The organism is Xanthomonas sp. NCPPB 3569, assembly GCF_041475645.2.
Classification (GTDB): domain Bacteria; phylum Pseudomonadota; class Gammaproteobacteria; order Xanthomonadales; family Xanthomonadaceae; genus Xanthomonas; species Xanthomonas phaseoli.
In genome coordinates this window covers 3637364-3663849 of sequence record NZ_CM192969.1, presented here as the reverse complement: position 1 = coordinate 3663849, position 26486 = coordinate 3637364, and the positions used below count along the sequence as shown (strand labels likewise).

19 protein-coding genes, 1 tRNA gene and 1 pseudogene are annotated in these 26486 nt (G+C 64.0%); 7 read left to right on the top strand and 14 right to left on the bottom strand.

Translation table 11 applies throughout. The features are described 5' to 3' along the window. Positions 1-6: 6 nt before the first annotated feature. Together ybgF and queE are read left to right on the top strand one after the other, a co-directional pair. The gene (gene ybgF / locus ACCQ03_RS15885; protein WP_209225559.1) at positions 7-825 is read left to right on the top strand and encodes a tol-pal system protein YbgF; all 819 of its coding nucleotides are present in this window, start codon (positions 7-9) and stop codon (positions 823-825) included. A gap of 42 nt (positions 826-867) precedes the next feature. Then, positions 868-1548 (top strand): 7-carboxy-7-deazaguanine synthase QueE, encoded by a 681-nt coding sequence (gene queE, locus ACCQ03_RS15880; RefSeq protein WP_057659600.1) that lies wholly within the window; start codon positions 868-870, stop codon positions 1546-1548. 241 nt (positions 1549-1789) lie between these two features. Here the strand turns inward: queE and ACCQ03_RS15875 are convergent. Both ACCQ03_RS15875 and queC read right to left on the bottom strand, forming a co-directional pair. Further along, a tRNA-Lys gene (locus tag ACCQ03_RS15875) sits at positions 1790-1865 on the bottom strand. A 48-nt stretch (positions 1866-1913) separates the two neighbouring features. Beyond that, entirely contained in the window at positions 1914-2588 is a 675-nt protein-coding gene (queC, locus tag ACCQ03_RS15870) for a 7-cyano-7-deazaguanine synthase QueC (RefSeq protein WP_057659598.1), read from the bottom strand. 272 nt (positions 2589-2860) lie between these two features. Between queC and ACCQ03_RS15865 the strand changes: the two genes are divergently transcribed. Further along, the gene (locus ACCQ03_RS15865) at positions 2861-3868 is read left to right on the top strand and encodes a sensor histidine kinase (RefSeq protein ID WP_057659595.1); all 1008 of its coding nucleotides are present in this window, start codon (positions 2861-2863) and stop codon (positions 3866-3868) included. Next, positions 3865-4224, top strand: a complete 360-nt coding sequence (locus ACCQ03_RS15860) for a response regulator (protein ID WP_017156643.1) — start codon at positions 3865-3867, stop codon at positions 4222-4224. Before ACCQ03_RS15865 ends, ACCQ03_RS15860 begins: the two co-directional genes overlap by 4 nt. Before the next feature lie 152 nt (positions 4225-4376). Here ACCQ03_RS15860 and ACCQ03_RS15855 read toward each other — a convergent pair whose 3' ends face one another. After that, complete coding sequence (locus ACCQ03_RS15855; protein WP_057659591.1) at positions 4377-5279, bottom strand: LysR family transcriptional regulator ArgP; 903 nt, start codon at positions 5277-5279, stop codon at positions 4377-4379. A gap of 100 nt (positions 5280-5379) precedes the next feature. Between ACCQ03_RS15855 and ACCQ03_RS15850 the strand changes: the two genes are divergently transcribed. After that, on the top strand, positions 5380-6006 hold the full coding sequence (locus ACCQ03_RS15850; RefSeq protein WP_057659590.1) for a LysE/ArgO family amino acid transporter: 627 nt from the start codon (positions 5380-5382) through the stop codon (positions 6004-6006). 350 nt (positions 6007-6356) lie between these two features. Here the strand turns inward: ACCQ03_RS15850 and ACCQ03_RS15845 are convergent, their stop codons facing one another. Continuing rightward, the gene (locus tag ACCQ03_RS15845; protein WP_209225557.1) at positions 6357-8525 is read right to left on the bottom strand and encodes a methyl-accepting chemotaxis protein; all 2169 of its coding nucleotides are present in this window, start codon (positions 8523-8525) and stop codon (positions 6357-6359) included. A gap of 510 nt (positions 8526-9035) precedes the next feature. Further along, on the bottom strand, positions 9036-9242 hold the full coding sequence (locus ACCQ03_RS15840; protein ID WP_057659588.1) for a hypothetical protein: 207 nt from the start codon (positions 9240-9242) through the stop codon (positions 9036-9038). A 210-nt stretch (positions 9243-9452) separates the two neighbouring features. Here ACCQ03_RS15840 and ACCQ03_RS15835 point away from each other — a divergent pair, with 210 nt between their 5' ends. Then, complete coding sequence (locus ACCQ03_RS15835) at positions 9453-10163, top strand: rRNA pseudouridine synthase (RefSeq protein ID WP_017155536.1); 711 nt, start codon at positions 9453-9455, stop codon at positions 10161-10163. A 90-nt stretch (positions 10164-10253) separates the two neighbouring features. On the opposite strand, the gene ACCQ03_RS15830 is transcribed toward ACCQ03_RS15835, so the two are convergent. The 6 genes from ACCQ03_RS15830 to ACCQ03_RS15805 all read right to left on the bottom strand — a co-directional run bounded on the left by ACCQ03_RS15830 (position 10254) and on the right by ACCQ03_RS15805 (position 16214). Next, positions 10254-10538, bottom strand: a complete 285-nt coding sequence (locus ACCQ03_RS15830) for a hypothetical protein (RefSeq protein WP_209225640.1) — start codon at positions 10536-10538, stop codon at positions 10254-10256. A gap of 539 nt (positions 10539-11077) precedes the next feature. After that, the gene (locus ACCQ03_RS15825) at positions 11078-11836 is read right to left on the bottom strand and encodes a hypothetical protein (RefSeq protein WP_237377087.1); all 759 of its coding nucleotides are present in this window, start codon (positions 11834-11836) and stop codon (positions 11078-11080) included. Between the two features lie 170 nt (positions 11837-12006). Further along, positions 12007-12411: a response regulator gene (locus tag ACCQ03_RS15820; RefSeq protein ID WP_008578047.1), complete on the bottom strand. Its 405-nt coding sequence runs from the start codon at positions 12409-12411 to the stop codon at positions 12007-12009. A gap of 78 nt (positions 12412-12489) precedes the next feature. Further along, complete coding sequence (locus ACCQ03_RS15815; RefSeq protein WP_017155539.1) at positions 12490-12987, bottom strand: hypothetical protein; 498 nt, start codon at positions 12985-12987, stop codon at positions 12490-12492. A 138-nt stretch (positions 12988-13125) separates the two neighbouring features. Beyond that, positions 13126-14922: a DNA helicase RecQ gene (gene recQ / locus ACCQ03_RS15810; protein WP_150146736.1), complete on the bottom strand. Its 1797-nt coding sequence runs from the start codon at positions 14920-14922 to the stop codon at positions 13126-13128. Positions 14923-15665: 743 nt separating this feature from the next. Continuing rightward, the gene (locus ACCQ03_RS15805; RefSeq protein ID WP_017155541.1) at positions 15666-16214 is read right to left on the bottom strand and encodes a Dps family protein; all 549 of its coding nucleotides are present in this window, start codon (positions 16212-16214) and stop codon (positions 15666-15668) included. Positions 16215-16317: 103 nt separating this feature from the next. Between ACCQ03_RS15805 and hrpA the strand changes: the two are divergent. After that, positions 16318-20438: pseudogene (hrpA, locus tag ACCQ03_RS15800) on the top strand (ATP-dependent RNA helicase HrpA). 213 nt (positions 20439-20651) lie between these two features. On the opposite strand, the gene ACCQ03_RS15795 reads toward hrpA, so the two are convergent. The 3 genes from ACCQ03_RS15795 to ACCQ03_RS15785 form a co-directional block, all read right to left on the bottom strand. Beyond that, entirely contained in the window at positions 20652-23288 is a 2637-nt protein-coding gene (locus ACCQ03_RS15795) for a TonB-dependent receptor (RefSeq protein WP_209225554.1), read from the bottom strand. A 102-nt stretch (positions 23289-23390) separates the two neighbouring features. Further along, positions 23391-24425, bottom strand: coding sequence for a glucokinase family protein (locus ACCQ03_RS15790; protein ID WP_057679065.1), 1035 nt, complete (start codon positions 24423-24425; stop codon positions 23391-23393). Positions 24426-24726: 301 nt separating this feature from the next. After that, complete coding sequence (locus ACCQ03_RS15785) at positions 24727-26241, bottom strand: PhoPQ-activated pathogenicity-related family protein (protein ID WP_057679064.1); 1515 nt, start codon at positions 26239-26241, stop codon at positions 24727-24729. Positions 26242-26486: the final 245 nt, after the last annotated feature.

Here is a 26486-nt window from a genome sequence, read left to right as displayed (position 1 = left end):
GAAGCGATGCGCTTTCGAATGACATCCCTGTTCGTCGCGGCGGCCCTTGTGGTCGCCGCGCCGGCATACGCCCAGCGAGCCAGTCTCGCTGATCGTGTGGCCGTGCTCGAGCAGCAGCAGGCCAATAGCCAGGCCAACAACGATCTCCTCAATCAGCTGCAGCAGGCGCGTTCGGACCTGCAGGCGTTGCGGTCGACCGTCGAACAGCTGCAGCACGACAATGAGCAACTCAAGCAGCAGTCCAAGGACCAATACCTGGACCTGGATGGACGCTTGAACCGGTTGGAAGGCGCAGGTGGCGCAACACCGCCATTGCCCCCAGCGACCGGCAGCGTGACCCCGGCCCCGGCACCTGCCGCGCGGCCCGCAGTGGCGGCAACTTCCGAGAAGCCGCCCACCGTCCATGGCGACCCGGGCACCCTGGCCGTCAGCAACGACGAACGTACTGCCTACAACGTGGCCTTCGATGCGTTGAAGAACGGCAAGTACGACGATGCATCGCAGCTGTTCCTGAGCTTTCTGGAGCTCTATCCCAACGGCGTCTATACCCCCAATGCCTTGTATTGGCTGGGCGAAAGCTATTACGCCACCCGCAATTTCCAGCTTGCCGAGACGCAGTTCCGCGATCTCGTCAGCCGTTATCCCACCCATGACAAGGCCGCCGGCGGCTTGTTGAAGCTTGGCCTGTCGCAGTACGGCGAAGGCAAGAACAACGAGGCCCAGCAGACCTTGCAGCAGGTCGCTACGCAGTACCCTGGCTCCGACGCGGCACGCGTTGCGCAGGAGCGCCTGCAGTCCATCCGTCTCGGCCAGCAACTGCGCTGAGCCTGCGCGTCTGTGCCGGTCGGCACGGCGCATACTTCGCCCATGAACGCCGCCGTCCCCAGCGAGATCGTCCAGTCGCCATTGCCGCGATTGAAGATCACCGAAATCTTTTTGTCCCTGCAAGGCGAGGCCGATGCCGCCGGCTGGCCGACGGTGTTCGTGCGCCTGACCGGCTGCCCGTTGCGCTGCCTGTATTGCGACACTGCCTACGCGTTCCATGGCGGGCAGTGGCATGACATCGACGCCATCGTTGCCGAGGTCGCCAGTCATGGCGTGCGCCATGTCTGCGTGACCGGTGGCGAGCCGTTGGCACAGAAGCGTTGTCTGTTATTGCTGGAGAAGCTTTGCGACGCCGGTTACGACGTTTCGCTGGAAACTTCCGGTGCGCTGGACGTGTCTGCCGTGGATCCGCGCGTTTCGCGCGTGGTCGACATCAAGACGCCCGCATCCGGCGAGCAGGCGCGCAATCGCTGGGAAAACCTGCCGCTGCTGACCGCACGCGACCAGATCAAGTTGGTGATTTGCAGCCGCGCCGACTACGAATGGTCGCGCGAGGTCGTCGCCGCGCATGGCCTGGATCGCCGCTGCACGGTGTGGTTTTCGCCGAGCAAAAGCGAGGTAAGCGCGCGCCAGCTGGCCGACTGGATCGTGGCAGATCGCTTGCCGGTGCGCTTCCAGATGCAGCTGCATAAGCTGCTGTGGAACGACGAGGCTGGGCGCTGAGGATCAGGCAGGTAACGCGGCGCCTCAGGAACCCGCCTTACGCTGGCAAAAAGATCTGGGCGGTAAGTCGGTCTGATCTGGCAGCGGGCGATCCCACAAGGTGGCAAAGACCTTAGGCGCACGGCGATGACGTCGCGGTGCATCGGTACCTGCAGGCTTGCAGGGCGACCGAAGATTGCGGAATGGCGGAGTGGGTGCCTTCTTGCGCAGCGATGAAGTTCGCTGAAAGCCTTGCTGGAGATGGTGGGCCGTGATGGATTCGAACCATCGACCAAAAGATTAAAAGTCTTCTGCTCTACCGACTGAGCTAACGGCCCACTGACCCCGACATTGCGTCGGGGTGCGCATTCTACCCTACGCGGGCGTCAAGACAAAATGGCGTAGTGCGTGGGGTCGGGAACGCCGGCATCGGCGAAGCCGGCTGCGCGCAGGCGGCAGGCGTCGCAGTGGCCGCAGGCGCGCCCATCCGCATCGGCGCGGTAGCAGGAGACCGTGAGGCCGAAGTCCACACCCAGGCGCACGCCTTCACGGACGATGTCGGCCTTGCTGAGGAACTGCAGCGGTGCGTGCACGCGTAGCCCTGCACCTTCCACGCCTGCCTTGGTGGCCAGGTTGGCCAGCACCTCGAAAGCGCGCACGAACTCGGGACGGCAATCGGGGTAGCCAGAGTAGTCCACCGCATTGACGCCACAAAACAAGTCGTTGGCGCCGATGACCTCGGCCCAGCCGAGCGCCAGCGACAGCATGATGGTGTTGCGCGCAGGGACGTACGTGACCGGGATGCCTTCGCCGCCAGCGTCGGGGACGTCGATGTCGTCGGTCAACGCCGAGCCGCCGATGCTGCGCAGGTCCACGTCGACCACCTTATGCGCAATGACGCCCTGCGCGGCAGCAACGCGCGCTGCGGCGTCCAGTTCCGACGTGTGGCGTTGGCCATAGCGCACGCTTAGCGCGTAGACGGCAAAGCCCTGCTCCTGCGCGAGTGCGATAACGGCGGCGGAATCCATGCCACCGGACAACAGAACAACGGCTTTTTTCATGACGAATCGGCAATCACTGCGGAATAACCCCGAAGGCTATCAGGGACGGTGGTGCAGGGCGACCAGGAACCGGTCATCACTACGGCTTTGGTTGGTGCGGGATTGGCCGCGCAAGAGGAAAGAGTGGAGTGCAGTTGCGTTATCGATCGATTGCAACCGGTCTCTTCGGTGACGGCGGGCGTTTTCTGCGCTGGATTCGACGTCAAATACGCATGATCAGGCGTTCACGTAAGTGCATTTATCGTTCGCATCAATTTTGGAAGCATGACGCAATGGCCGAGCATCAGGAAGACGCAGCGAAATCGCGCATTTACGAGGCCCTGCTACAGGCAACACCGGATCTTTTGTATGTGTTCGATATCCAGCATCGCTTCGTCTACGCCAATCAGGCGTTGTTGACGATGTGGGGCATGCGCTGGGAAGACGCCTGCGGCAAGACCTGCCTGGAACTGGGCTACGAGCCCTGGCATGCGGCCATGCACGATGAAGAGATCGAACAGGTGATCGCAACAGGCCAGCCGGTGCGCGGCGAGGTGCCATTCCCGCATACCACCAAGGGCCTGCGCATCTACGACTACATTTTTACTCCGGTATTCGGACCCGATGGCAGGGTCGAGGCGATCGCTGGCGCCACGCGCGACATCACCGAGCACAAGCAGCATGAGCAGCACCTGCAACTGTTGATCAACGAGCTCAACCACCGGGTCAAGAATTCGTTGGTAATGGTGCAATCGTTGGCGCGGCAGTCGTTCACCAACGCCGGCGGCTTGGCCGACGCTCAGGAAAAGCTCGACGCGCGCTTGCTGGCGCTGTCGCGGGCACACGACACGCTGACGCGCGAAAACTGGGTCAGTGCCGACGTCCTGGAACTGACCCGCGACGCTGCCGCGCTGTATGAGTCGCACGACAGCCAGCGCTTCACGCTGCAGGGCGATTCTTGTCGGCTGGATCCGCGGCGGGCATTGGCGCTGTCGATGGCGCTGCATGAGCTGTGCACGAACGCGCTCAAGCACGGCGCATTATCCTTGCCAGCTGGGAATGTCATGGTTTCGTGGGAGCGCAGCACACGCGGCGAGCAGGAGCGCCTCGAATTGATCTGGCGCGAAAGCGGGGGGCCGCCCGTGCAACCACCCACGCACAAAGGATTCGGCACGCGTCTTTTGGAGCGTGGCTTGAAGCACGACCTCAAGGGCGAGGTTGAGCTGTCGTTCGACCCGGCTGGCGTGTGTTTCCGCGTTTCCATCCCGTTGCCGCCCGAGCATGCCGAGGCACGGCCATGACCATGCGCGTGCTCCTGGTCGAAGACGAGTCGTTGGTGGCGATGCTCCTGGAGGATTGCCTGGCGGAACTGGGCTACGAGGTGGCGGCAACCGTGGCCGACGTGGACGCAGCGCTGCAAGCGGTGCAGGAAGGCAACCTCGACCTGGCACTGCTGGACATCAATCTTGGCGGCACCTTGTCGTTTCCAATTGCAGAAGAACTGGACGCGCGCGGTGTTCCGTATATCTTCGTGACCGGCTATGCGCAGGGCGGGATTCCCGAGAAGTACCGGCACCGGCACGGTCTGCAGAAGCCTTTCCATTTTCGCGATCTAAAACATGCGCTCTCGCTGTTGCAGCAGCGCAGCGCCGAGTGATCGAGCGCGTGTGTTGCCGAAGTTGAACGACACGGGTAGCCGGCGAGAAGTGCGATAGCCCTGTCTGCCACAGTGCGCTGGCGCGCATGCCCCGCAAGCCGATGCATGGCAGCCCGGCGATGGGCAGGCAGTGAGAACGGTGGCTGTGGTGTCTATCTGCTGCCACGCAAGCTGGTGGCAGCGGCCTCGCGCAGTGCCTGGCTGAGTTGCTGCAAGGCGCTCGAGCGCACAGCGGCGTATTGCCAGTACAGCGGGACATCGAGCCAGCGGGTGGGGTCGATGATGACGACCTGCTGGTTGCGCACCGCAGGCAGCACCATCGCTTCGGGTGCCAGGCACCAGCCGAGTCCGCGTGCAGCGGCTTCGACGAAACCGGTGGAGGTGGGCAGGTAATGCGTGGGCGGGGCCAACCGGGTGCGCGTGATGCGCCTGACGAAGCGCGCCTGCAACGTGTCCTTGCGATTGAATACCATCATCGGCGCCTGGTCCAGCGCGCTGGCCGTAAAGCCACCCTTGAAGTGCGCAGCGACGAACGCTGCCGATGCGACTGCGTGGTACCGCATCACGCCCAATGCGTGGACATTGCAGCCCTGCAGTGGCGCGCGCTCGGAGGTGACCGCGCCCAGTACGCTGCCAGTGCGCAACAATTCCAGGGTGTGATCCTGGTCGTCCACCTGCACATCGAACAGGAAGTTGTGCGTCTGGTGCAGCGACGACAACGCCTGCAGGAACCAGGTTTGTAGCGAGTCGTCATTGACCGCGATGGCGAGTGTGCGCAGATGGCCGGCGACGCCATCGCCAGGCAGGAAGTCGGCAATCGCTTCGGCTTCGAGTACCTGCATGGGCTTAAGTCGGCGCAACAGCCGTTCGCCTGCCGGTGTTGGCCGGCAAGGCGCCTTACGCATGACCAGTACCTGCCCCAGTCGATCTTCGAGCGCCTTGATGCGTTGCGAGATTGCCGAGGGCGTTACCGCCAGCCGCTGTGCAGCAGCGTCGAAGCTGCCTTCGTCCAATACGGCTGCGAATGCGGCCAGTTGAGGATGTAGGAGATCCATAGTTTGAGCGCATTAGAAGATCTAAGCAGCATACAGATTATTTAGTTTTTCTAATGATCTGCAATGGCAGACGATGCACTCCTTACCCGGAGACAACACTGTGATCGCTCAAGCAATAATCGCCGGCTTTCTCGCCGGTGTCGGCCTCATCGTTGCGATTGGCGCGCAGAATGCGTTCGTGCTGCGGCAAGGACTCAAGCGCCAGCACGTGGGGCTAGTGGTGACGATCTGCGTACTAGGGGATATCGCGCTGATATTGCTCGGTGTCGCCGGAATCGGCGTATTGGCGCAGCAATGGTCGGGCCTGCTGCAGCTGCTGCGTTACGCAGGTGCCGCATTTCTTGCAGTCTATGGCTGGATGGCCGCGCGCCGTGCCTGGCGCGGCGAAGGCACAATGACCCCGGCGCAACAGGGCGAAGAACACTGGCAACGCGCAGTGCTCACCTGCCTGGCGTTTACCTTCCTCAATCCGCACGTCTATCTCGATACGATGCTCTTGCTCGGCAGCCTGGCCACGCATTATCCCGGTGCGTTGCGCTGGGCATTTGCGCTCGGTGCGTGTATCGCCAGCGTCAGTTGGTTCTCTGGCCTGGGCTATGGCGCCCGCTTGTTGCAGCCGGTGTTCCGGCATCCGCGTGCGTGGCAGATACTGGATGGACTGATCGCGGTCTTCATGCTGCTGCTGTGTGTGCTGTTGCTGCTACCCGAGCACGTGGCGCTGCGCTAATCGCTCTGTCTGCAGCGTTATGCAGTCATTGCGCAGGTGTGGGAGCCGGAAATTCTGCTGGTCCATGGTGATCTATTGCAGTCCACCCGCCAGGCCGGGCCGTCGGATCGCCGCCGGTGCAGGGATTGCTCGACAATTCGATATGTTCGGCAGTTTATTTGACAGCGAACAGGCGGCGTTGGCGCAGATGGTGTCCCTGCAAAGGTAGCTGCGCCGTTGCAACAGCCAAGCGCGCGCTCAGGGCGCGCTTGGGAGGACGTGAGTGGCTTGTTGCGATCGCCGCCGGCAAGCGCTGCGGTGCGCTCACGCCAGCTGCCCCTTTGAAAGTCAGCCGGCGGCCACGCCACTGCTCAGGCGTGGCGTACCTTGTCCAACAGATGCGCGACCGGTGCGGTAGCGCGCGCGTCTGCGCGGCGTGCCTGCCGTGCATCGATCTTGAAGATGGCGACCGCGTCGGTGAGTTGCACGGCTTGTTCTTCCATGGAGCGGGCGGCGGCAGTGGCTTCTTCCACCAGCGCCGCATTCTGTTGCGTGGTTTCATCCATGTGCGTGATGGTTTGATTGACCTGTTCGATGCCGGCAGATTGCTCCTGCGAGGCCGCCGAAATTTCGCCCATGATGTCGGTGACGCGCTGGACGCTGGCCACGACCTCGCCCATGGTCTTGCCGGCGCTGTGCACCAGTGCCGAGCCTTCGGCCACGCGTTGGACGGAATCGTCGATCAGGTCCTTGATCTCGTTCGCTGCGCCGGAGGAGCGTTGCGCCAGCGTGCGCACTTCCGAGGCAACAACCGCAAAGCCACGACCCTGTTCGCCTGCCCGGGCAGCTTCCACCGCGGCGTTCAGCGCCAGGATGTTGGTCTGGAAGGCAATGCCGTCGATGACGGAGATGATGTCGGCGATCTTCTTGGACGAGGCTTCGATACCACTCATGGTGTCCACGACCTTGCCGACCACAGTGCCCCCTTCCGAGGCCACGCGTGCGGCACCGATCGCCAATTGATTGGCCTGGCGCGCACTCTCGGCATTCTGCTTGACGGTGGAGGTTAGCTCTTCCATCGAGGCGGCGGTCTCTTCCAGGTTGGCTGCCTGCTGCTCGGTCCGCTGCGACAGATCCTGGTTGCCCGCGGCGATCTCGCTGGCAGCCGCGTTGATCGACACGGCCGACTGCTGGATGTTGCCGACGATCTGCGCCAGCTGGCTTGCTGTTGCATTGGCGTCATCGCGCATCTGTGCGAATACGCCGCGGAAGTCGCCGCTCATGCGTGCGGTGAGGTCGCCCGCTGCGATCGACTGCAGCAGTGCCGATAGCGATTGCAGATTGCCGTCCGCGGTGGACATCAACTGGTTCAGGCTCTCCACCATGATGCGGAAGTCGAACTGGAAGCGTTCGACATCACCACGGGCGCTGAAGTCGCCATTGGCGGCGGCCTGCGCAAGGTGCTTGATTTGGTGATTCATCGCAGACAGGTTGAGCTTGACCTGCGACATGGTGTTGCTGAAGGCAGCTTTTTCGCCCGGCAGGGGCTGCATGTCTTCGGAGAGTTCGCCGATGGCATAACGCCCCATGATGCGCGCCAGATCGTTTTGCACGGCCACGTGCGAGGCCACCAATGCGTTGGTGTCGTTGGCCATGCGGCCGTAGTCGCCCGGAAAAACGGTTGCGTCGATGCGGAAGCTGATCTGGCCGTTATCGTGATGCTTGGCCATGTCGGTCTGCGCCGCGATGAGGTTGCGCAGCTGCAGTTGCATCTTGTCCATGGCCTGCAACAGGCGGCCGGTTTCATCCGTTGCGGTGGTGTGCACATCGTTGCGCAGATTGCCTGCGGCAATGGCTTCGGCAGTGCGCGTGGCCTGGCTCAACGGCCTGGTCAGGCTGCGCGTAATCAACCATGCGAGCAGCGCGCTGATCACCAGCGCAGCGATGCCGCCGCTGGCCAGGATGATCTTGCCGTTATGCATCGATGCAACCGCTGCGGCGTACGCATCTTTGCTGAGGCGGCGCTCCAAGGCGGCATTTGCAGCAATTGCGGCTTGTTGCTGGTCCATCGCCGCAGCGGCAGCGCCTTGCAGCAAGGCCTGTGCCTGCTGATTCTGGTCGCGCATGCCGTAGTCGAGAATCTGGTTGTTGAACTTGACCGAGATGTCGCGCTTTTCCTGCACCAGTGCGAGCGCCTTTTTTTCGAGCTCGCTGCTTGGCATCGCAGCCAGGGCATCGTGGGCTTGCTTGTAGCGCGCGCGACTCCTTTCGATGATGTCCAGTGCGCGCCGGTTGGCCGCATCGCCTGACACCATCACCACGTCGCGCAAGCCGATCGCCACATTGGTGTTGGCGTCGAGCATTTCGGAGGATAGCCGGATCCTTTCCATGTTGTTGTTGACGATGGTGTCCAGCTCGTAACGCGCATTGGCCATGGTGATCAGGCCGGTCGCCACCAGCAGGCCCGACAGTAGAATCAGAATACCGAACGCCATTCCGAGGCGACGGCCGACATTGAGGCGTTGCAGATAGTCATTCATGACCGCTTCCAGGTAGTACAGCTGAGCAGCTCGGCGGATGCGGGGTGCATCGACTCAAGCGCCTTGCCCAGCTAGCGGCAGAATTTCAGGGAGCTAAAGACCGTCGATCGAAAATACTTACCGCTGATTCATTACAGATCGGAAGTTTCCTGACACTCGCTTCCGCTGTCCTGACATAGGTGCCCCAGCGCGCAGATTCAGATGCATTTGGCCGGATCGAAGTGTGCTGGTGATGCAGCGATTTTCCGACGTTTTGCCGACATTGGCGCGTGGCCGACAGACGCGTATGACTGGCTATTGGATGCATGCAGGCCAGTTCTGCATCGGGCGCCTGACAAGACAGACGCGAGCCCGATAGCGCATAGGCTGTGCGAGGTACTTCAGTGGAAGGGGCCGCACGCGGCGTCGCGCGTATTCCCGCACCGCAGCATGCATGGCAGGAACATCATGTGCTGCAGTTGGGGCCATCGGGTGCGCACGCAGCGCGCCGCGATGGCGATCACTCTTTGCTCAGGCTTCCAGCGCAGCGAGCACGTCTGCGTGCAGTTGCTTGGCGCCATTCTCGCTGTTGAAGCGCGCAAAGACTTCTTCGCCGGAGATCAGCCCGACCCGAACCGAGTGGCAGTACGACCCGAAGCTTTCGCCAGCGTTGAAGGGGTCGCTGATGACAGAGATATGGTTGAGGCGGACCCGGGCGGTGCCGAACTGGATAAACATCTGCGATCTCCTGTGTGAGCTTCGAGTTTCCCACGTTGTCGTGCGGTGCAGAAGCGTTTGCCGGTGTCTGGGTGCACACGGAGTTTGCCATTGCGTCGATAGCAGGCAGTGCCGGCCTGCGCAGGCGCACCGTCCGATGCGTTGGGCCGCGACTCACGCGGGCAAACAGCCAGCACGTACACTGCCGTCCCCTGATGCTGAGCTCGCCCGATGTCCGATCCGATCCGTCTCGATAAATGTGTGGCTGCCGCGTTCGGCTGCTCGCGTGGCGAGGCCCAGCACTACATCGAGGGCGGGTGGGTCAGCGTGGACGGCGTGGTGGTCGAAGAACCGCAGGCGCTAGCGACCGCGGCGCAGGTCACCCTGGCCGAAAATGCGGTGCCGGTGCCTGCCGAGCCCGCCACCTTGTTGCTGCACAAGCCGGCAGGCGTCTGCGTCGATGCCGCGCTGGCGCTTGCCACGCCGGCAACGCGCAGCGCGCTGGATCAGTCCGACGTACGTGTGCTGAAGCGGCACTTCCTACGCTTACATGCACCGCTGCCGCTGGAAGAGGTGGCCAGCGGCCTGTTGATCCTGAGCCAGGATGGCCGCGTGCTGCGCCGGCTGAGCGCTGACGCTGGCACGATCGAGCAGGAATTCCTGGTGGAAGTGCGGGGTGAGTTGCGCCCTTACGGAATGGCGCGGCTGGCGCATGGCTTGGTCTACCAACAGCGCAGTCTCCCGCCTTGCAAGGTGAGCTGGCAAAGCGAAGACCGCTTGCGGTTTGCAATCAAGCACGTGCAGCCCGGCCAACTGCGCGACATGTGCGGCCAAGTGGGCCTGGAGGTCGTGAGCATTCGCCGCTTGCGCGTGGGCCGGGTGCCGCTGGGCAAGCTGGCGATCGGCGAATGGCGCTACCTGCCGGCAGGCGAGCGGTTCTGACTGCAGCACGGAGTGAGCGGCTGCAGCCGCTGTCAACACGTAGCGCTGGGTGCGCGTGTGCTCAGTCACGGCCAGCAGCGCATGCAGCGATTATTTCTTGTTGCGCTTTTTCTTGGCACGCGTGACCAGAAACAGCACCACGGCAATCACACCAATGACCAGGATGATGAAGGCCGGAGATAAAAACGAATTGTCGCCCATGCGGAACTCCTGACAGTCTTGCGCAGCACAGCGCTGCGATGACGTTAGCCTAGCGAGCAGCCTGCTTGATCGCGTGAAATGCATGGTGTGCTGCAGAAGCAGGCGGATGTTTCCGCCGCTTCGATGACCCAGGGCATCTACGTGCGCGACGCGGAGGCGGACGTTGCCTTGCATCGATCGATGCAGCAATAGTCACCTTGCACGAGTCGGAGTGTGCCTCTGCAGCGTGATTCGGGAAGCATCGCCCCGTGCATCAGGGGGTGGCCAAGCAGGCGCTTGCACAGTGATACGCGCACATCGGCATGCTGCGTGGAGTGAGTGCCGGGGAGCCGATGGGCGATTGCAATGACAATTGCACTGCGGTCAATTGCAGGACGCGACTGGCCTTCCATGCATGGAGCCGGGCGGCAATCGTTTCCTGCTAAACGACTGCACGGACGAACGCACGCGCAGATCGTGGGGGGAAAGCGCGACCATTCTGTCGCGCCTTCGCGCCTTCGCGCCTTCGCTCCTCCGTGTTCCGGCAGGGGCGTGCTCTGCGCCCCGCGAGTTGAGCGGCCCAACAGGCCTCGCGTCCGGTAGCTGCAGTTTAAATGCGGCATCGGTCACGTAAATCGGGCGAGAGCCGACAAGCTGTCGGGACGTTTCCGACAGCCGTCGCGACGACTTGTGCATGACCGTGGGCCTGTGCCCACCGCTCACCGCTCACCGCATCACTGAAACGTGGAAGTGCAGCGGAAACCGGAACAATCGATCTGCACCGTGGTGCCGCTGCTGCAGACCGCGCTGAAGCGCGTGGCGCTGGTGGCCTGCACGGTGCCGCATTGCAGGCCATTGCTGATGCCCTGGGCGCGGCTGGCCGCCGAGTCGGTCGACATCGCTGGGCCTGCAGGCCCAGCGTTGCCTGCGGCTGCCGCAGGCACTGCCGTAACGACTGCCTGCTCGGAGGCTGCCGGTTCGCTCGGCAATGGCAGGGTGACCGCCGACGCGTGCGTGGGGCTGCCGGAACTGGAATTGCGTGTCGCCACCACACCGTGCGCGTTCTCACCCTGCAGCGGCTGGCCCCGGTGCTCACGATGGCGGTCGAAGCTCAGCGTCTGCCCGAACACCAACTGGATCCAGCTCGGGTAGGTATAACCGGTGCCCTTGCTGTGATCGACGATGGCGCCGATCGCCCCGCCGATCAGAATGTTGCCCCAAATGCCCATGTTGGCGCGCGAGATGGAACGGCCCGCGGCATCACTTTGGCCGGGCAGCACGCAGGTCACCTCCAGATCGCGCGCGGAACGACGCACTTGTGCGGTCTGGCCGGACTTCACCGTGACCCGGCTCTTGTCGTTGCTGATGGCGCAGTCGGCGCCGGAAACCAGCTGCCCGTCGGCGGTCTTGGTGTCGATGCGAATTGGCTGGGTCGCGTCGTCCATGACCGTGGCGCAACCGCTTAGCGCAGCCATGGCAATGGCTGCGGTCACTAGATGTCTCATGTTTTCCCCTGGTGTTAAGACACGGTACTGCCAGCCGGGCGATGCGCCGCGTCTGTGGTACTACCGTGTCGTGGTCAATCCCCGTTGCCGCCGCATCGCGCGAGGGCCGGCATTTAATACCGGGATTGTGGGCAACCGTCCAGTCGCGGCCGCTCGTGTTACGCGACTGGCGTGGCCAGCACGCGGTGCTTGGCCATCACGCTGCGGATCGCACTCAGCAGTTGCTCAGGGGTATAGGGCTTTTCTAGGAAGGCCACGCCGTCGGGCAGGATCTCTTCCACATATTCGACCGCCAGGCCGGAAGTCAGCAGCACCGGCAGGTTGTACGGCGCATGCGCGGTCTTGAGCGCCAAGTCCACACCGGTCAAGCCGCCCGGGAAATGGATATCGGAAAACAGCACGTCCACGCGCGGGTCGCTTTCGATCAGGGCCAAGGCTTCTTCGACCGAGCCGGCGCTGCGGCAAGTGAAACCATAGCTCTCCAGCACAAGGCAGCTGAGCTGTCGGGTTCCGTCGCCGTCTTCGACAACGAAGACAACCGGCCGTTCCTTGTTCTGTGGCATGAGCTGGTCTCGTAAGGCAGGCCACATTCTCAGCGATGCGGCAGTGAACCCTCTGTCAACGCACACCTTGCCGTATGGTTACCAGCCGAACGGGCCCGGACCATAGCCACCAGGTGCATAGCGCGGGCCAAAAATGGAGCCCTCACCACGTCCGACACTGATGCTGACGCCAATCTGGTGCGCCTTCCCGTCGTCGTCGTAATAGGTCTTGCAGGAATTCAAATTCACCGCCTGCCAGTTGCTGTTGCCGCCGCGGCTGGAATAGCCCAGGCCTGTCTCGACAGCACCATGCAGCTTGCCCTGGCATTGCTCGGCGCGTTCGGCAGCGATGGAAGCGGCACTTGGCCGGGCCAGCGCCGGCTTGGGGCCGCTCTTGTCGCCGTAGAAGGTGCCCGGCGGGTCGTTGCTGTATTCCGGGTCGGAGCGGAGCTGCACCGGGGCTTGCGGAATGCTCAGGTCCAGCGAACGTGCGGTCGCCGTTTCGGGGCTGCCGTCGCTGGCTTGGGCCAACGCACTTCCAGCGGCGACGCTGCCGGCGGCAAACAGAGTGACCAGGACAAGCAGGCTGCGTTTCATCGGTTGGACTCTACGAAGAGGGGCTGGCAGCGCGTGCCAGCTCGCCCTGTGAAACTAGCAACGGCTGATTGAATGCGCGCTGTCGATCTTGCGGATTTTTGTGGCGTGCGCGGTGTTGTGTTGACACACGCTGCTGCATCAGCCCTGGTCGCGCACGATCTCGATCAATTGCGCGCCGTAGCGCGCCAGCTTGCCGCCGCCGATGCCGCCCACCCGCGACAGCGCATCGATGCTGGTTGGCCGTTGCTCGGCGATGTTGCGCAAGGTGCTGTCGTGGAAGATCACGAAGGCCGGCACGTTCTGTTCCTTGGCCAGATCCGCGCGCAAGCCACGCAAGGCGTTGAACAGCGCCAGATCCTGCGGCTGCACCGGCAGGCCGGTGCGCTGCGCGCTACGCTCGCGCCCGGCAGCCGGATTTTCGCGGCGCATCATGACCTGGCGCTCACCCTTGAGTACCTGACGGCTGGCATCGGTGAGGCGCAGGCCGCCGTGACCTTCGCTATCGACTTCCAGCAGGCTGGCGGCCACCAGCTGGCGAAACACGCCGCGCCAGGTGCGTTCGTCCAGATCGCGGCCGATGCCGTAGGTGCTCAACTGGTCGTGGCCCAGCTGTTTGATGCGTTCGTTTTCGCTGCCGCGCAGGATGTCGATCAAATGGCCCACGCCGAAACGCTGCCCGCTGCGGTAGACGCAACTGAGCGCTTTCTGCGAGGCCACCGTGGCGTCCCACGCGGCGGCCGGGGTCAGGCAGTTGTCGCAGTTGCCGCAGGGTTTGGGATAGGTCTCGCCAAAGCCTGCCAGCAGCACCTGGCGGCGGCATTGCATGGATTCGCAATAGCCAAGCAGGTGGTCGAGCTTGGCGCGCTCCAGGCGCTTGCGCTCTTCGGCCGCTTCGCCTTGTTCGATCATCTGCTTGAGCAGCACCACATCGCCCAGGCCGTAGCACAGCCAGGCCTCGGCCGGGTCGCCGTCGCGGCCGGCGCGGCCGGTTTCCTGGTAGTAGCCCTCCAGCGATTTGGGCAGATCCACGTGCGCCACAAAGCGCACGTCCGGCTTGTCGATGCCCATGCCGAAAGCGATCGTGGCGGCCATGATGATGCCGTCCTCGCGCAGGAAGCGGCGCTGGTTTTTTGCACGCACCTCTGCCGGCAGGCCGGCGTGATAGGGCAGTGCATTGAAGCCTTGCGCGCACAGCTGCTGTGCGGTTTCTTCCACCTTGCGCCGCGACATCGCATACACGATGCCGGCCGCGCCACGATGACGGCCCAGGAATTCCTGCAGCTGCTTGCGCGCGTTGTCCTTCTGCACCACCGTGTAGCGAATGTTGGGGCGGTCGAAGGAACTGACGAAGTGGCGCGCGTCCACCAGATCCAGGCGCTCTGCGATTTCGCGCTGGGTCGGCGGGTCGGCGGTGGCCGTCAGCGCCATGCGCGGAATGTGCGGCCAGCGCTCGTGCAGTACGGTGAGCTGGCGGTATTCCGGACGGAAATCGTGGCCCCATTGCGAGACGCAGTGGGCTTCGTCGATGGCGAACAGCGCAATGCGGCTGCGTTCCAGCAACGAAAGGAAGCGCTGGGTCAGCAAGCGCTCGGGCGCAACATAGAGCAGGTCCAGGTCGCCGGACAGCAGGGCGCGTTCCACGCGCTGGGCGTTTTCTGCATCCAGGGTGGAATTGAGGAATTCGGCGCGCACGCCTAGCTGGCGCAGGGCCTCGACCTGGTCCTGCATGAGCGCGATCAGCGGCGAGACCACGATGCCGATGCCGTCGCGTAGCAGCGCCGGCACCTGGTAGCACAGCGACTTGCCGCCACCGGTGGGCATGAGGACCAGGGCATCGTTGCCGGCAGCGACGTGTTCGACGATGGCCTGCTGCGGGCCGCGGAAGTCGTTGTAGCCGAAGACGCGGCTGAGCAGTTCGTGGGCGGGGGAAGACATCCGCCTAGGATACCGTGCGGGTCAAGCCCTGGCCGGGCAGATGCTGGGTGGGACGACGCGAAGAGGCATCAGGGATTGCCGTGATGCGGCTGGCGGATGGCCGGCAGTGTGTGAAGTCTTGTGCGCAGTCAGCGCCATGAGGCTTCGCCCCGTCCCCTCACCCCAACGCTTTCCCGATGGGATAGGGGCTTAATTCCCGGCAATTGATGCAGAGGGTGTGGCAAAAGACTGTGGCGTCCTGCAGAACCTGTACATCATGCGCCATCGTCGTGAACCTAACCACCCATAGCCCCCTGAGTCAGGGGGCGCGCCGAAGGCGCGGGGTGTGGAGATGCGTAGCGGGGCCCAACGTTTGCACCGCGAATGTTGGGGGACATGTCCGCGAAGCGGAGATGACTGCGCCCCCTGAGCCAGGGGGCGCGCCGAAGGCGCGGGGTAAGGAGATGCGTAGCGGGGCCCAACGTTTGCACCGCGAATGTTGGGGGACATGTCCGCGAAGCGGAGATGGCTGCGCCCCCTGAGTCAGGGGGCGCGCCGAAGGCGCGGGGTGTGGAGATGCGTAGCGGGGCCCAACGTTTGCACTGCGAATGTTGGGGGACATGTCCGCGAAGCGGAGATGGCTGCGCCCCCTGAGTCAGAGGGCGCGCCGAAGGCGCGGGGTGTGGCAGGCAATTGAGCTGGGGCCCAAGGTTTCGCAACTGCAAAACCTTGGGCAAACCCGCAGGGGGCGAAGCCCAGAGGGTTTACTGCAGCAGCGAGCGCAGCATCCAGGCGTACTTTTCGTGGGTCTGCAGACGCTGGGTCAGCAGGTCCACGGTCGGATCGTCGCCGGCATCGTCGGCGGTGCCCAGCACCTTGCGGGCGGTGCGGCAGACCGCTTCATTGCCGCTGACCAGCTGGCGCACCATTTCGCGCCAGTCGGCGCTGTCGCTCAGGCCCGGCTCTTCCGGGATCGAGGTCAGCGCGACGAATTCGCGATACGAGCCCGGCGCGTTGTAGCCCAGAGCACGGATGCGCTCGGCCACTTCGTCCAGCGCCGCCCATTGTTCGGTGTACTGGGTTTCGAACATGGTGTGCAGCGAGTTGAACATCGACCCGGTGACATTCCAGTGGAAGTTGTGGGTCTTCAGATACAGGGTGAAGGCGTCAGCCATGTAGCGGGCCAGACCGTCGGAGATCTGCTTGCGATCGGCGTCCTTGATCCCGATATCGATATGCGGCGCCGAGGCGGCTGCAACCGGCAGGGCATCGTTGACGATGACGGGCTTGTTGGCGTTCTTTTTCTTGGACATGGAAGGGTCCTTCTGAGGGTTGATGTCTGACAGAACAGTTATGGCGTCACAATAGACAGGCTAAAGGATCAAACGTCATTCAATTTTTCACATTTTTCGATCAATGAGCGCTATCGACTCCACCCTTGCCGAGACCTTGCGTGAGCGCCGCCGTGCCGTGGATGGCGCGATGAGCCGCGACCGTGGCCGCCTGCTGGGCCTATGGTCACGCTGGCAGGGCAAGCCGGGCAACCCGCAGGTGCGCGAGGCGTTCAGCAGGCGCTGGCGGCATCGCAGGCACAACGCCAGGCGCGGGCCGAGCAGCAGCCGGCGATCACGCTGGACCACCAGTTGCCCATCGCGCGCGAGGCCGAGCGCATCATCGCGCTGATCCGCGACCATCAGGTGGTGGTCATCGCCGGCGAAACCGGTTCGGGCAAGACCACCCAGCTGCCCAAGCTGTGCCTGGCAGCCGGGCGCGGAGCCGCCGGGATGATCGGTTGCACCCAACCACGCCGGATCGCCGCGCGTGCAGTGGCCGCGCGCGTGGCCGAGGAACTGAAGACGCCATTGGGCACGACGGTGGGCTTCCAGGTGCGCTTCACCGATCGCGTCAGCGATCAGTCACGCATCAAGTTCATGACCGACGGCATACTGCTGGCAGAAATCGCCAGCGACCGTTGGCTGTCGTCCTACGACACCATCATCGTGGACGAGGCGCACGAGCGCAGCCTCAACATCGATTTCCTGCTCGGCTATCTCAAGCAGTTGCTGCACAAGCGCTCCGATCTGAAGTTGATCGTCACCTCGGCCACCATCGATACCGAGCGCTTTGCACAGCACTTCGACAATGCGCCGGTGATCAGCGTGGAAGGCCGCACCTTCCCGGTCGAGGTGCGTTATCGCCCGCTCGAAGGCGATGCGGGCGAAAGCGAAGACGGCGAACACGGCAGCGGCCGCGACGGTGAGCGCAGTGTCAACGATGCGATCGTGGCGGCCATCGACGAAATCACCCGCATCGACCCGCGCGGTGACGTGTTGATGTTCCTGCCGGGCGAGCGCGAGATTCGCGATGCGCACCAGTCGCTGGAACGGCGCAAATACCGCGAAACCGAAGTGGTGCCGCTGTACGCGCGGCTGTCGGCAGCCGATCAGGACCGCGTATTCAATCCGGGTCCGCGGCGGCGCCTGGTACTGGCCACCAACGTGGCCGAAACCTCGCTGACGGTGCCGCGCATCCGGTATGTGGTGGACCCGGGGCTTGCCCGTGTCAAGCGCTACAGCCCGCGCCAGAAGCTGGACCGTCTGCATATCGAGCCGATCTCGCAGGCCAGCGCCAACCAGCGCATGGGCCGTTGCGGGCGCATTGCCGAGGGCATCTGCTACCGGCTGTATGCCGAAGCGGACTTTGCCGCGCGTCCGGCGTTCACCGATCCGGAAATCCGACGCTCCTCGTTGTCCGGGGTGATCTTGCGCATGCTGCAGTTGGGGCTGGGCAGGATCGAAGATTTCCCGTTCCTGGAGGCCCCCGACGAACGTGCGGTGGCCGATGGCTGGCAACAGCTGCTGGAGCTGGGCGCTATCGACGCGCAGCGGCGTCTAACCGCCACTGGGCGACAGATGGCGCGCCTGCCGGTGGACGTCAAGCTGGCGCGCATGCTGGTGGCCGCGCAGCAACATGGGTGCTTGCGCGAGATGATCATCATCGCCGCATTCCTGGGCATCCAGGATCCGCGCGAGCGCCCGCCGGAAGCGCGCGAGGCCGCCGATAACGCACACGCGTTGTTTGCCGATGCGCGCTCTGAATTCGTTGGCATCCTGCGCTTGTGGGATGCGTACCGGCAGGTGCATGAAGATCTGACCCAGTCCAAGCTGCGCGACTGGTGCAGCCGGCATTTCCTCGGTTTCTTGCGCATGCGCGAGTGGCGCGAGCTGCATCGACAACTGCGCTTGCTGTGCGAAGAACTAGGTTGGAGCGAAGAGCCGGCCAATGTGATGCTGGCGCCGCTGCTGGCCGGTGCCGGCGCGCCGGTCCGCGAGGACGGCCATAACGCCAACCGGCCCACGCGTGGCCAGCTTCACCGTGCTGCGCGACTGGCGCGCGAAGGCAAGCCCGATCCCAACGCAGCGCCTGCAACACCCGCGCCGGCGGCGGCGAACAAGCAGGCCGAGCCCGGCGAAGCGCCGGCGCGCAGCAGCGAGCGCGAACGTGCGGCGGCGTATCAGGCGCTGCATCGCGCACTGTTGGCGGGGCTGCCGACGCAGATCGGCCATCGCACGGAAAAGGGCGACTATCTGGCCGCGCGGCAACGCCGCTTCGTGCCGTTCCCGGGTTCGGCGCTGGCGCGCAAACCGCCGCCGTGGATTTTGGCGGCCACGTTGCTGGACACGCAGAAAGTCTGGGGCATGACCAATGCCGCGATCGAGCCGGACTGGCCCATCGCCGAGCTGCCGCATCTGCTGGCGCGCAAGCATTTCGATGCGCATTGGTCGCGTGCGCAGGGGCAGGTGGTCGCTTCGGAACAGATCAGCCTGTTCGGACTGGTGCTGGCGCCGAAAAAGCCCGTGCATTTCGGCAAGATCGACCCGGCCGCAGCGCATGACCTGTTCGTGTGCCAGGGCCTGGTGACGGGCGAAATCAATACGCGGGCCGCCTTCGTGGCCGACAATCTCAAGGTGCTCGAACAGGCGCGCGAGGAAGAGGCCAAGTTGCGTCGCGCCGGTATCGTCGCCGACGAAGGCTGGCAGGCGCGCTGGTATCTGGATCGCATTCCGGCCGAGTTGCATTCGGCCAGCGGTCTGGATGCGTGGTGGAAGACCTTGCCGCCGGACAAGCGCCGCAGCCTGCATTGGTCGTTGAACGACCTGCTGCCGGGCGAAGGCAGCGAAGCCGATCGCTTTCCGAAGTATTTCCCGCTCGGCGATGCGCGCCTGCCGTTGCATTACCGTTTCGAGCCGGGTGCCGTCGACGACGGCGTGACGCTGGAGGTGCCGCTGCACCTGCTCAATGCGCTGGATCCAGCGCGGCTATCGTGGCTGGCCCCGGGCTTCGTCGCCGACAAGGCGTCTGCGTTGATTCGTAGCCTGCCCAAGGCGCAGCGCCGCAACTACGTGCCGGCACCGGATTTCGGGCGCGCGTTCTACGAGGCTTACAGCGTTGCCTCGGCCGACGATATCCGCGGCGAACTGGCGCGCTTTCTGGCCAAGGCTACCGGGACGCAGGTGACGGCGCTGGATTTCGATGAGCAGGCGCTGGACACGCACCTGCTGATGAACCTGCGCCTGCGCGATGACGAGGGCAAGGTGCTGGCCGAGTCGCGCGATCTGGACGGGCTGCGCGCGCGCTACGGAGAACGTGCCGGGCAGGCGTTTGCCGCACGGGCCGGGCGCGCGCTGGCCGCCGAAGGATTGCGCGATTTTCCCAGCGCGCCGATTCCCGAGCAGGTGGCCGGCGAGGCCGGCGTGCCGGCGTATCCGGCGCTGGTGGATCAGGGCGAAACTGCTGCGCTGCGTATCTTTGCCGACCGCAACGAAGCGATGCGGGCGCATCCGTGCGGCGTGCGTCGGCTGCTGGAAATCGCATTGGCCGACAAGATCAAGCAGGCACGCAAGCAATTGCCGGTGTCGCCCAAGACCGGGCTGCTGTATGCGGCGATCGAATCGCAGGAACGCTTGCGTGGCGATCTGGTCGATGCGGCGCTCAATGCCGTGCTGGCCGATGGCCTGGGCGCCATTCGCGACCCTGGCGCATTTGCGCAGCGCCGCGACGATGCGAGCAAGCGGCTGTTCGGCGAAGCGATGGAGCGCTTGAAGTTGGCCGAAAGCATCCTGGGCGCGGTGGCCGCACTCAAGCCACTGCTGGAAGCACCGTTGATGGGCTGGGCACGCGGCAATCTGGATGACATGGAGCAGCAACTGCGCGCGTTGGTGCATGCGGGCTTCCTGCGCGACACGCCGGCCGACGCATTGGCCAATTATCCGCGCTACCTCAGGGCGATGATCCTGCGCACCGAGCGCGCAAAGCGCGATCCTGCGCGCGACCAGGCGCGCATGCTCGAGCTCAAACCCTTCGTGGATGCAGTGGCAGAGGCCGCCGCGCGCGGTTTGCAAAACCGCCAAGAGTGGCAGGCGCTGCGCTGGGATCTGGAAGAACTGCGCGTGTCGGTGTTTGCGCAGGAGCTGGGTGCCAAATCCGGCGTTTCGGCGAAGAAACTGTCGCAACGGGTGGCTGCATTGCGCAGTTGAGCCTTCGTGTAGGGCATGCAGCCGAACAAGGCCGCGTGCGCTTCTACAACGCATGCGGCGGCTGTCTTCGAGACTGAGAGCGGCCAGCAAACCGTAGCGAGCAGTGGTCAGGTCGGCGGACGGCGCACTCATCGCCGGACGTACACAGGGTATGCCCTGCTATGAGCACCGACTGCGCCCGCCTGGCGGTGAGCGCAGTCGGTGCTGGCTGCGCTAGAACTTCACGTGCAGGCTGGCCATGTAGCGGCGTCCGCTCTTGTAGCGGCCGGCCAGATGGTCCTTGTCGCCCAGATACTGCAGGTAGTCCTCGTCCAGCAGGTTCTGCGCATCGACCTGCAGCGACCAGTTCGGGCTGAACGCATAGCCGATGCTGGCGCCGAACTCGGCGTAATCGTCCACGCTGGCCGGTGCCGCACCTGCCACATAACCGCCGGCCAGGTAGCTGTCGCGCCAGTTGTAGGTCAGCCGCGCATTGAGCGGGCCTTTTTCGTAGTAAGGGCTGAAGGCAAGGCTGTTGCGCGACTGGTAGGGCAGTGCATCGCCAGTGTTGTTTTCGCCAGCGGCATAGGTGTAGTTGGCGGTCAGGCCGAAGCCGCTGTCGCCGAACGGTTGCTGGAAGGAGATGTTGAAGCCCTTGACCTTGCCATCGCCGGCATTGCGCGGCCGCTGAATGCTGTAGTCGCAATAGCCATCGGCGGTACAGCCGTTGCTGCCCACCAGCTGCGCCCAACTTTGCGGTGCGGTATCGCGCAGTGCGTTGTACTGGCGCTCGATGCCGGCGCTGGTGTCGATGTAGTTGTCGATCTTCTTGTAGAACACCGACCACGCCACCACCGCTTGCTGCGCGAAATAATATTCGGCAGAGAGATTGAAGTTCCAGGATTCGTACGGCGAAAGCTCAGCATTGCCGCCGCTGCCGGTCAACGTGGTGTCGTTGAGGAAGGTGTTGTTGACCATCTGGTTGTACGGTGCCCAGGCGATGACCTGGGCCGCGGCGAAGCGGAACACCCAGTCGTCGCTGGTGTCATACGACAGCGTCAACGAAGGCAGCAGAAAGTCTTCCTTGCGGGTGCGGGTCTGCCACAGGCTGCCGGCATCGGCAAGGGAGGGCGTGCCGCTGTAGACGAAGCCGCTGCCTTCTGTCTTGGAATCCACGTAGCGCACGCCAAGATTGCCGCGCAGACCTGCGCTGGAAAAATTCAGCTGCGCATAGGCCGCATTGTTGGTCTGCTCGAGCGCCCAGCTGTTATTGAGGTAGCTGGCCGGATCCGGCGCGCTGTAATCGACCGGGCTGTTGCGGATCCATTTCAGCACGTTGTTGCGACCTGCCTGTAGATGTTGGCCGTGATCGGGATAGAACCCCTGCAGATCGGTGAGTCCGATCGTGCCTACGTCGGCCAGGGTGCCCGGCGTGACACCGCCATAGACATTGAGCTCGAAGCGTTCGTCATGCTTGCCGTGGCGCACGCCCAGCAGCAATTGATTGAACACGCTGTCGAATTGCAGGTTGAGATCCAGCTGGCCGTACGTGTCCTTGCTTTCGGTGGAGAAGATGCCGTTGTTGCCGAACCAGCCGCCGGCCGAGCCCCAGTTGGCCGGGTTACGTGCCGCTGCCGAATCGTCGAAGCGGATGCCGCGGCGGGTGTCCCAGCTGAAGCCGCCGTTGTAGAACGGCTCGATGAAGTATTGCGACAGGTCGGTGTTCTCGGACTTGCTCTGGCCCACCTGTCCGTTCACGCCCCAACCCTCGCCGCGGAAGGCGCCGCGCAGGTCCAGTCCTTTGGTCGTCACCTCCGATTCGCGCACGTTGTTGTCGTAGATCACCGTGCCGCCGAGCGGGATGGCATTGGTGCTGGAGTGGCCACTGTTGACCACGCCGTTACGGACGTCGCCAAGTTGGTCCACCGCCGCCACCGTGCCGGCATTCCAGGTCAAGAAGCTGTACACCGACTGGTTGTAGTTGTCGAAGTTCTCGTTGATGTACAGGCCGCTCAGATTGAACTCCAGCGCCTCGCTGGGCTTGAGTTGCATGTTGACCACCGCGCTGTCGCGTTCGCGATCCTGCTGGAACCAGGCAGCGTTGATCGAGTTGGGCACATCCGCATCGGCAGGCACGTCCCCTGCGGCATTGGCGAAGGTGCTGGCCGGTACGTAGCCGAACACTTCCATGCCGCGGCGGTCCACGCGCTCTTCGTAATGCTGCGCCGACACCGCAATGCCGAAAGTCTGCGCTGCGTTCTTCCAGCTGTAGAGCAGTGCCGCGTTGGGTTTGCCCTGGCTGGCCTGGTCGCTGTAGCTGTAGCCGATGGATGCAGCCACTTCGTTAACCTTCAGGTCCAGCGGCTGCCGCGTGTGCATCAGCACCGTGCCGCCCAGGCTGCCTTCGGTCAGCCGCGCTTCGGAGGATTTGAGGATTTCCGCACGGCCCAGGATCTGCGGGGCCAGCAGGGTGTAATCGAACCCGCGGCTGGGCTGTTCGCCGTAGAGCCAGATCACCTGCGCGACCGGATGCCCGTCCAGGAACGACAGATTGAGGCTGGGGTCGGTGCCGTCGATACTCACGCGCTCGCCTTGCCCGAAGCGTCTGTCCAACGTCACGCCAGGGATCTGCGAAAGCGCTTCGGCCACATTGGTGCTTGGGAATTTGCCGATGTCTTCGGCAGTGATCGCCTCGGAGATGCCGGTGTTGTTGCGTTTGGTGTCGAGCGATTTTTCCAGGCTGGCGCGGATGCCGACCACCTGGACGGCATCCAGGTCGGTGGCTTGCGTGCTGACGCTGTCCTGGGCTTGCGCAGCGAATGCCAGCGACATTGCGATGGCGCTGGACAGCAGGGTGGTGCTGTATTTCATGATGTCTCTCCTCATCACGCACAGGGATGGACGGCGGGCTGCTGCTCGCCGGATGCGGGGTCTTGCAGACGCGCGCTCGGGGTAGAGCGCGTGGTAGATCGCTTACGACAGGTCGGTGTGGTGCTGCAGATACCAGTTGGCTGCGCCGAGCACGCCCAATTGCCCGTGCTCGACCAATTTGACCGGGATGCGTTCGAGCACCGCGCGCATGTTTCCCTTGTCCAGGAAGCGCTCGGCAAAGGTGCTGCCAGCCAGGAACTGACCGATCGTCGGCAGGAAGCCCCCGGCCAGATAGATGCCGCCGGCAGCGCCGTAGGCCAGCGCCATGTCGCCGACCGCGCTCCCCAGCAGGCCGCAAAACATCTGCAGGCACTCGCGCGCAAGCGCATCGTCTTCGTGCAGCGCTGCGTGCGTCACCGCAGCGGGCAGGCGATGACGCGGCGTTGCGTCATGCAGCTCGCACACCGCAGCGTAGAGATGCAGTAATCCCGGGCCGGAGAGCACGTGCTCCAGTGGCAGATAGTGCCGGTCACGCAACAGGCGTTGCAGCAAGGCATATTCGTGCGGGTGGGTGCTGGCCAGCGCGACCTGGCCGGCTTCGGTGGCCAGCACGATCGCGCGTGGCTTGGCATCGATCCACAGTGCTGCACCCAGGCCGGTGCCGGGGCCCACTACCAGAATCGGCCCGTTGGCACGCGCATGGCGCGGCGTCGGCCCGCTCAGTTGCAGCACGGCGCGTTGTTCCATCTGCGGCGCTGCGTAGGCCACCGCCTCGAAATCGTTGACCAAGTGCACGTTGCGCACTGCCAGTGCGGCACCGATGCGGCTGGGCGAGATCGTCCAGGGCAGGTTGTTGCTGATGAAGCTGCCATCGTCCAGCGCCACGCCCGCACTGGCGATAACCACCGCATCGACGCCGCGCCGTTGTTGCAGGAAATCCTCGAGGATGGCCTGGAGACTGGCGTATTCGGCGCAGCGATAGGTGCGGTAATGCGACAGCTCGATGGCTGCATCGCGCGCCTGCAGCATGTGCCCGACACGCACATGCGTGCCACCGACATCGGCAGCGACGAAGCTGGTGGCAACGGGGACATCGGGCGAGGCAGAGGCGTAAGCGGAACGCGAAATCGCAGCCACATTCAGTCCTTTGGTCCGTCTGAGCGGCAGATGCCGTCAGCGAGTAGGGGCCTGTGTAGGAGTTGGTGACAACGATGTCAATGGATCAGTCGGGTTGGATCGATCTTGGTGGCGTGCTCAAGTGCAAAAATGCGCCGTTCGGCGTTGTCTATGCGGACTTCGTTGCGCAAAGTGGACAAATGCGTCCAACGGGGCGCGGTGCATGCTGGAAAGCGGGCTCGGCAAGCCGGCGCATGGCCTTTAGCTGCCTATCAGGTGCTTCCGTCGTCTATTGCCCGCCCACCCTGTTTCAAGGCCTGCGTCAGCGCACCGCAGCACCGGCAATCACGCCAGGCAACGTGCTGCAGGCCGCATGATCGGTGGGCGGTGCCTGGGTGGGGTAGCGCTGCTTGCCGAGCACATAGGTCTGGCTGGTGGCAACGAACCCGTCTGCGTAAGTGGCTTCGATGAAATACGCGCTCCAGCCGTTCTCCGGAATCTGCACCGGTACCGTGACCGTGCCGCCGCCAGCAAGCGCAATCGGCGTGGCGCTGTAGCGTATGCCGCAGGCGTAGCGGAAATCGCGCGCCTGTGGATTATGTGCACTCCATAGCTGCAGCTGCGTTGGCTGCTCGGAGGAGCGGAAGCGAATCTGCGGCGCTTCGCCCGTGCGCAACACATCGCTTACCTGCGGTAACGGGCGCTGCTGCTGCAGGCGCGTGATAAACGGCACCAAGGTATCGACGACGGAGGCGCGGATGTTGTGCGCACTATTAGGCAGGACGCGTAGCGCCTTTGCGCCGGGCAGCGCGTTGTAGAAGAACTGGGTGTTGTCCGGCAGGAAGAAGTCGTCGCCGCTGGCATTGACGATGTACTTGGGCACCGCCAGCCGCGTGCGGTACGGCGTATGCAAATAACTCAGCGGATCTTGCAGTTGCACCAACTGCGCGAAGGCCGGGGTCTGCAGCTGTGAGGTGATGCCCTGCTTTGCATAGGCGTTGAAAGCGATCGGCCAGTTGCCGCCATAGGTGCGGAACATATGCTCCAGCACTGCCGGCATGTTGAGGATGTCGATCACCAATGGCGCCACCGCCTCCACGCGCCGGTCTGCGATGGTTGCGTGCCAGCTGGCCCATCCGCGTTTGGAGGCGCCGGCAAGGACGAAGCGATGGATGCGCAGCGGGGCCAGTTCACGCTCGGCCAGGCTCATGGTGCGCGCAATCGCGGCCGCCATCGGCACGTGCAGCGGCACTGTCTTGCGCTGCTGCGGTGCCTTGAGGAACAGCGACCAGCTATAGGCCACGCTGTCGTCTTCGCGGCGTGGGCTGGCATCGCCCTGGTAGGTCAGCGCCTGGTTGGGAATGTCGCTGAGCGCGATCACCACCGTGCGGGTGCGTTGCGCCAACGCCGCCAGCGCCTCGGGCGCCAACTCGCTGGCCGGCTGCGCCGTACCGCCATCCACTGGATGGCGCGTGCCGTTGGTTGAGATCAACACTGCGCGCGTGGGCAAGGCCGCTTTCGGCACGTAGATCGCCACGTCATGCTGCCAGCGCGCCGGCGTGACCAGTCCCTCGGGCGACCAGTCCTGTGAGGTCAGCAGGTAGTCGCGCCGCTCGACACCGGCAACGCTGCTGGTGCCAACGCGCGTATAGGTCAGCGGTTGTTGTTCGATGGCATCGTGGTAACACACCAGGGCTTGCCCGAAGCCAACCTCCGGCGCATTGGCGCAGCGCTCCGCCGGCGACGCAGCAGATGCGGTGGGGGTAGCGGGCGCGACGCCTGCAAAGAGTGTCAGGGACGATAACAGGGCGAGGCTGCAATAGGTCATCGAGCGCATGCATGTTCTCCAGAGACCGTGCGTGTGGCCAGCGATTGCTGCGACCAATCGCGTGGGAAAAACGCAGTCAGCGGTCGCATCAGCGGCGGGGGGCGCAGTGTGTGCACGAGTGTACGCGTGGTCCCTGACGGTAAGGACCACGGCACCTGTCGCGACCGGCAATGGGCTGCATCTGCGCGATGCCGAGTTGCGATGATTCGGCGCGCCGCGTTGGCTGCGCCTGGGCGTTGCGGGTGTGCACCGAC

Bases quoted from the DNA above. Each gene is read 5' to 3' on its own strand.
- ybgF (WP_209225559.1), top strand. From the start codon at position 7: ATGCGCTTTCGAATGACATCCCTGTTCGTCGCGGCGGCCCTTGTGGTC.
- queE (WP_057659600.1), top strand. From the start codon at position 868: ATGAACGCCGCCGTCCCCAGCGAGATCGTCCAGTCGCCATTGCCGCGA.
- queC (WP_057659598.1), bottom strand. From the start codon at position 2,588: ATGAAAAAAGCCGTTGTTCTGTTGTCCGGTGGCATGGATTCCGCCGCC.
- ACCQ03_RS15865 (WP_057659595.1), top strand. From the start codon at position 2,861: ATGGCCGAGCATCAGGAAGACGCAGCGAAATCGCGCATTTACGAGGCC.
- ACCQ03_RS15860 (WP_017156643.1), top strand. From the start codon at position 3,865: ATGACCATGCGCGTGCTCCTGGTCGAAGACGAGTCGTTGGTGGCGATG.
- ACCQ03_RS15855 (WP_057659591.1), bottom strand. From the start codon at position 5,279: ATGGATCTCCTACATCCTCAACTGGCCGCATTCGCAGCCGTATTGGAC.
- ACCQ03_RS15845 (WP_209225557.1), bottom strand. From the start codon at position 8,525: ATGAATGACTATCTGCAACGCCTCAATGTCGGCCGTCGCCTCGGAATG.
- ACCQ03_RS15840 (WP_057659588.1), bottom strand. From the start codon at position 9,242: ATGTTTATCCAGTTCGGCACCGCCCGGGTCCGCCTCAACCATATCTCT.
- ACCQ03_RS15835 (WP_017155536.1), top strand. From the start codon at position 9,453: ATGTCCGATCCGATCCGTCTCGATAAATGTGTGGCTGCCGCGTTCGGC.
- ACCQ03_RS15830 (WP_209225640.1), bottom strand. From the start codon at position 10,538: ATGCAAGGCAACGTCCGCCTCCGCGTCGCGCACGTAGATGCCCTGGGT.
- ACCQ03_RS15820 (WP_008578047.1), bottom strand. From the start codon at position 12,411: ATGCCACAGAACAAGGAACGGCCGGTTGTCTTCGTTGTCGAAGACGGC.
- ACCQ03_RS15815 (WP_017155539.1), bottom strand. From the start codon at position 12,987: ATGAAACGCAGCCTGCTTGTCCTGGTCACTCTGTTTGCCGCCGGCAGC.
- recQ (WP_150146736.1), bottom strand. From the start codon at position 14,922: ATGTCTTCCCCCGCCCACGAACTGCTCAGCCGCGTCTTCGGCTACAAC.
- ACCQ03_RS15805 (WP_017155541.1), bottom strand. From the start codon at position 16,214: ATGTCCAAGAAAAAGAACGCCAACAAGCCCGTCATCGTCAACGATGCC.
- ACCQ03_RS15795 (WP_209225554.1), bottom strand. From the start codon at position 23,288: ATGAAATACAGCACCACCCTGCTGTCCAGCGCCATCGCAATGTCGCTG.
- ACCQ03_RS15785 (WP_057679064.1), bottom strand. From the start codon at position 26,241: ATGCGCTCGATGACCTATTGCAGCCTCGCCCTGTTATCGTCCCTGACA.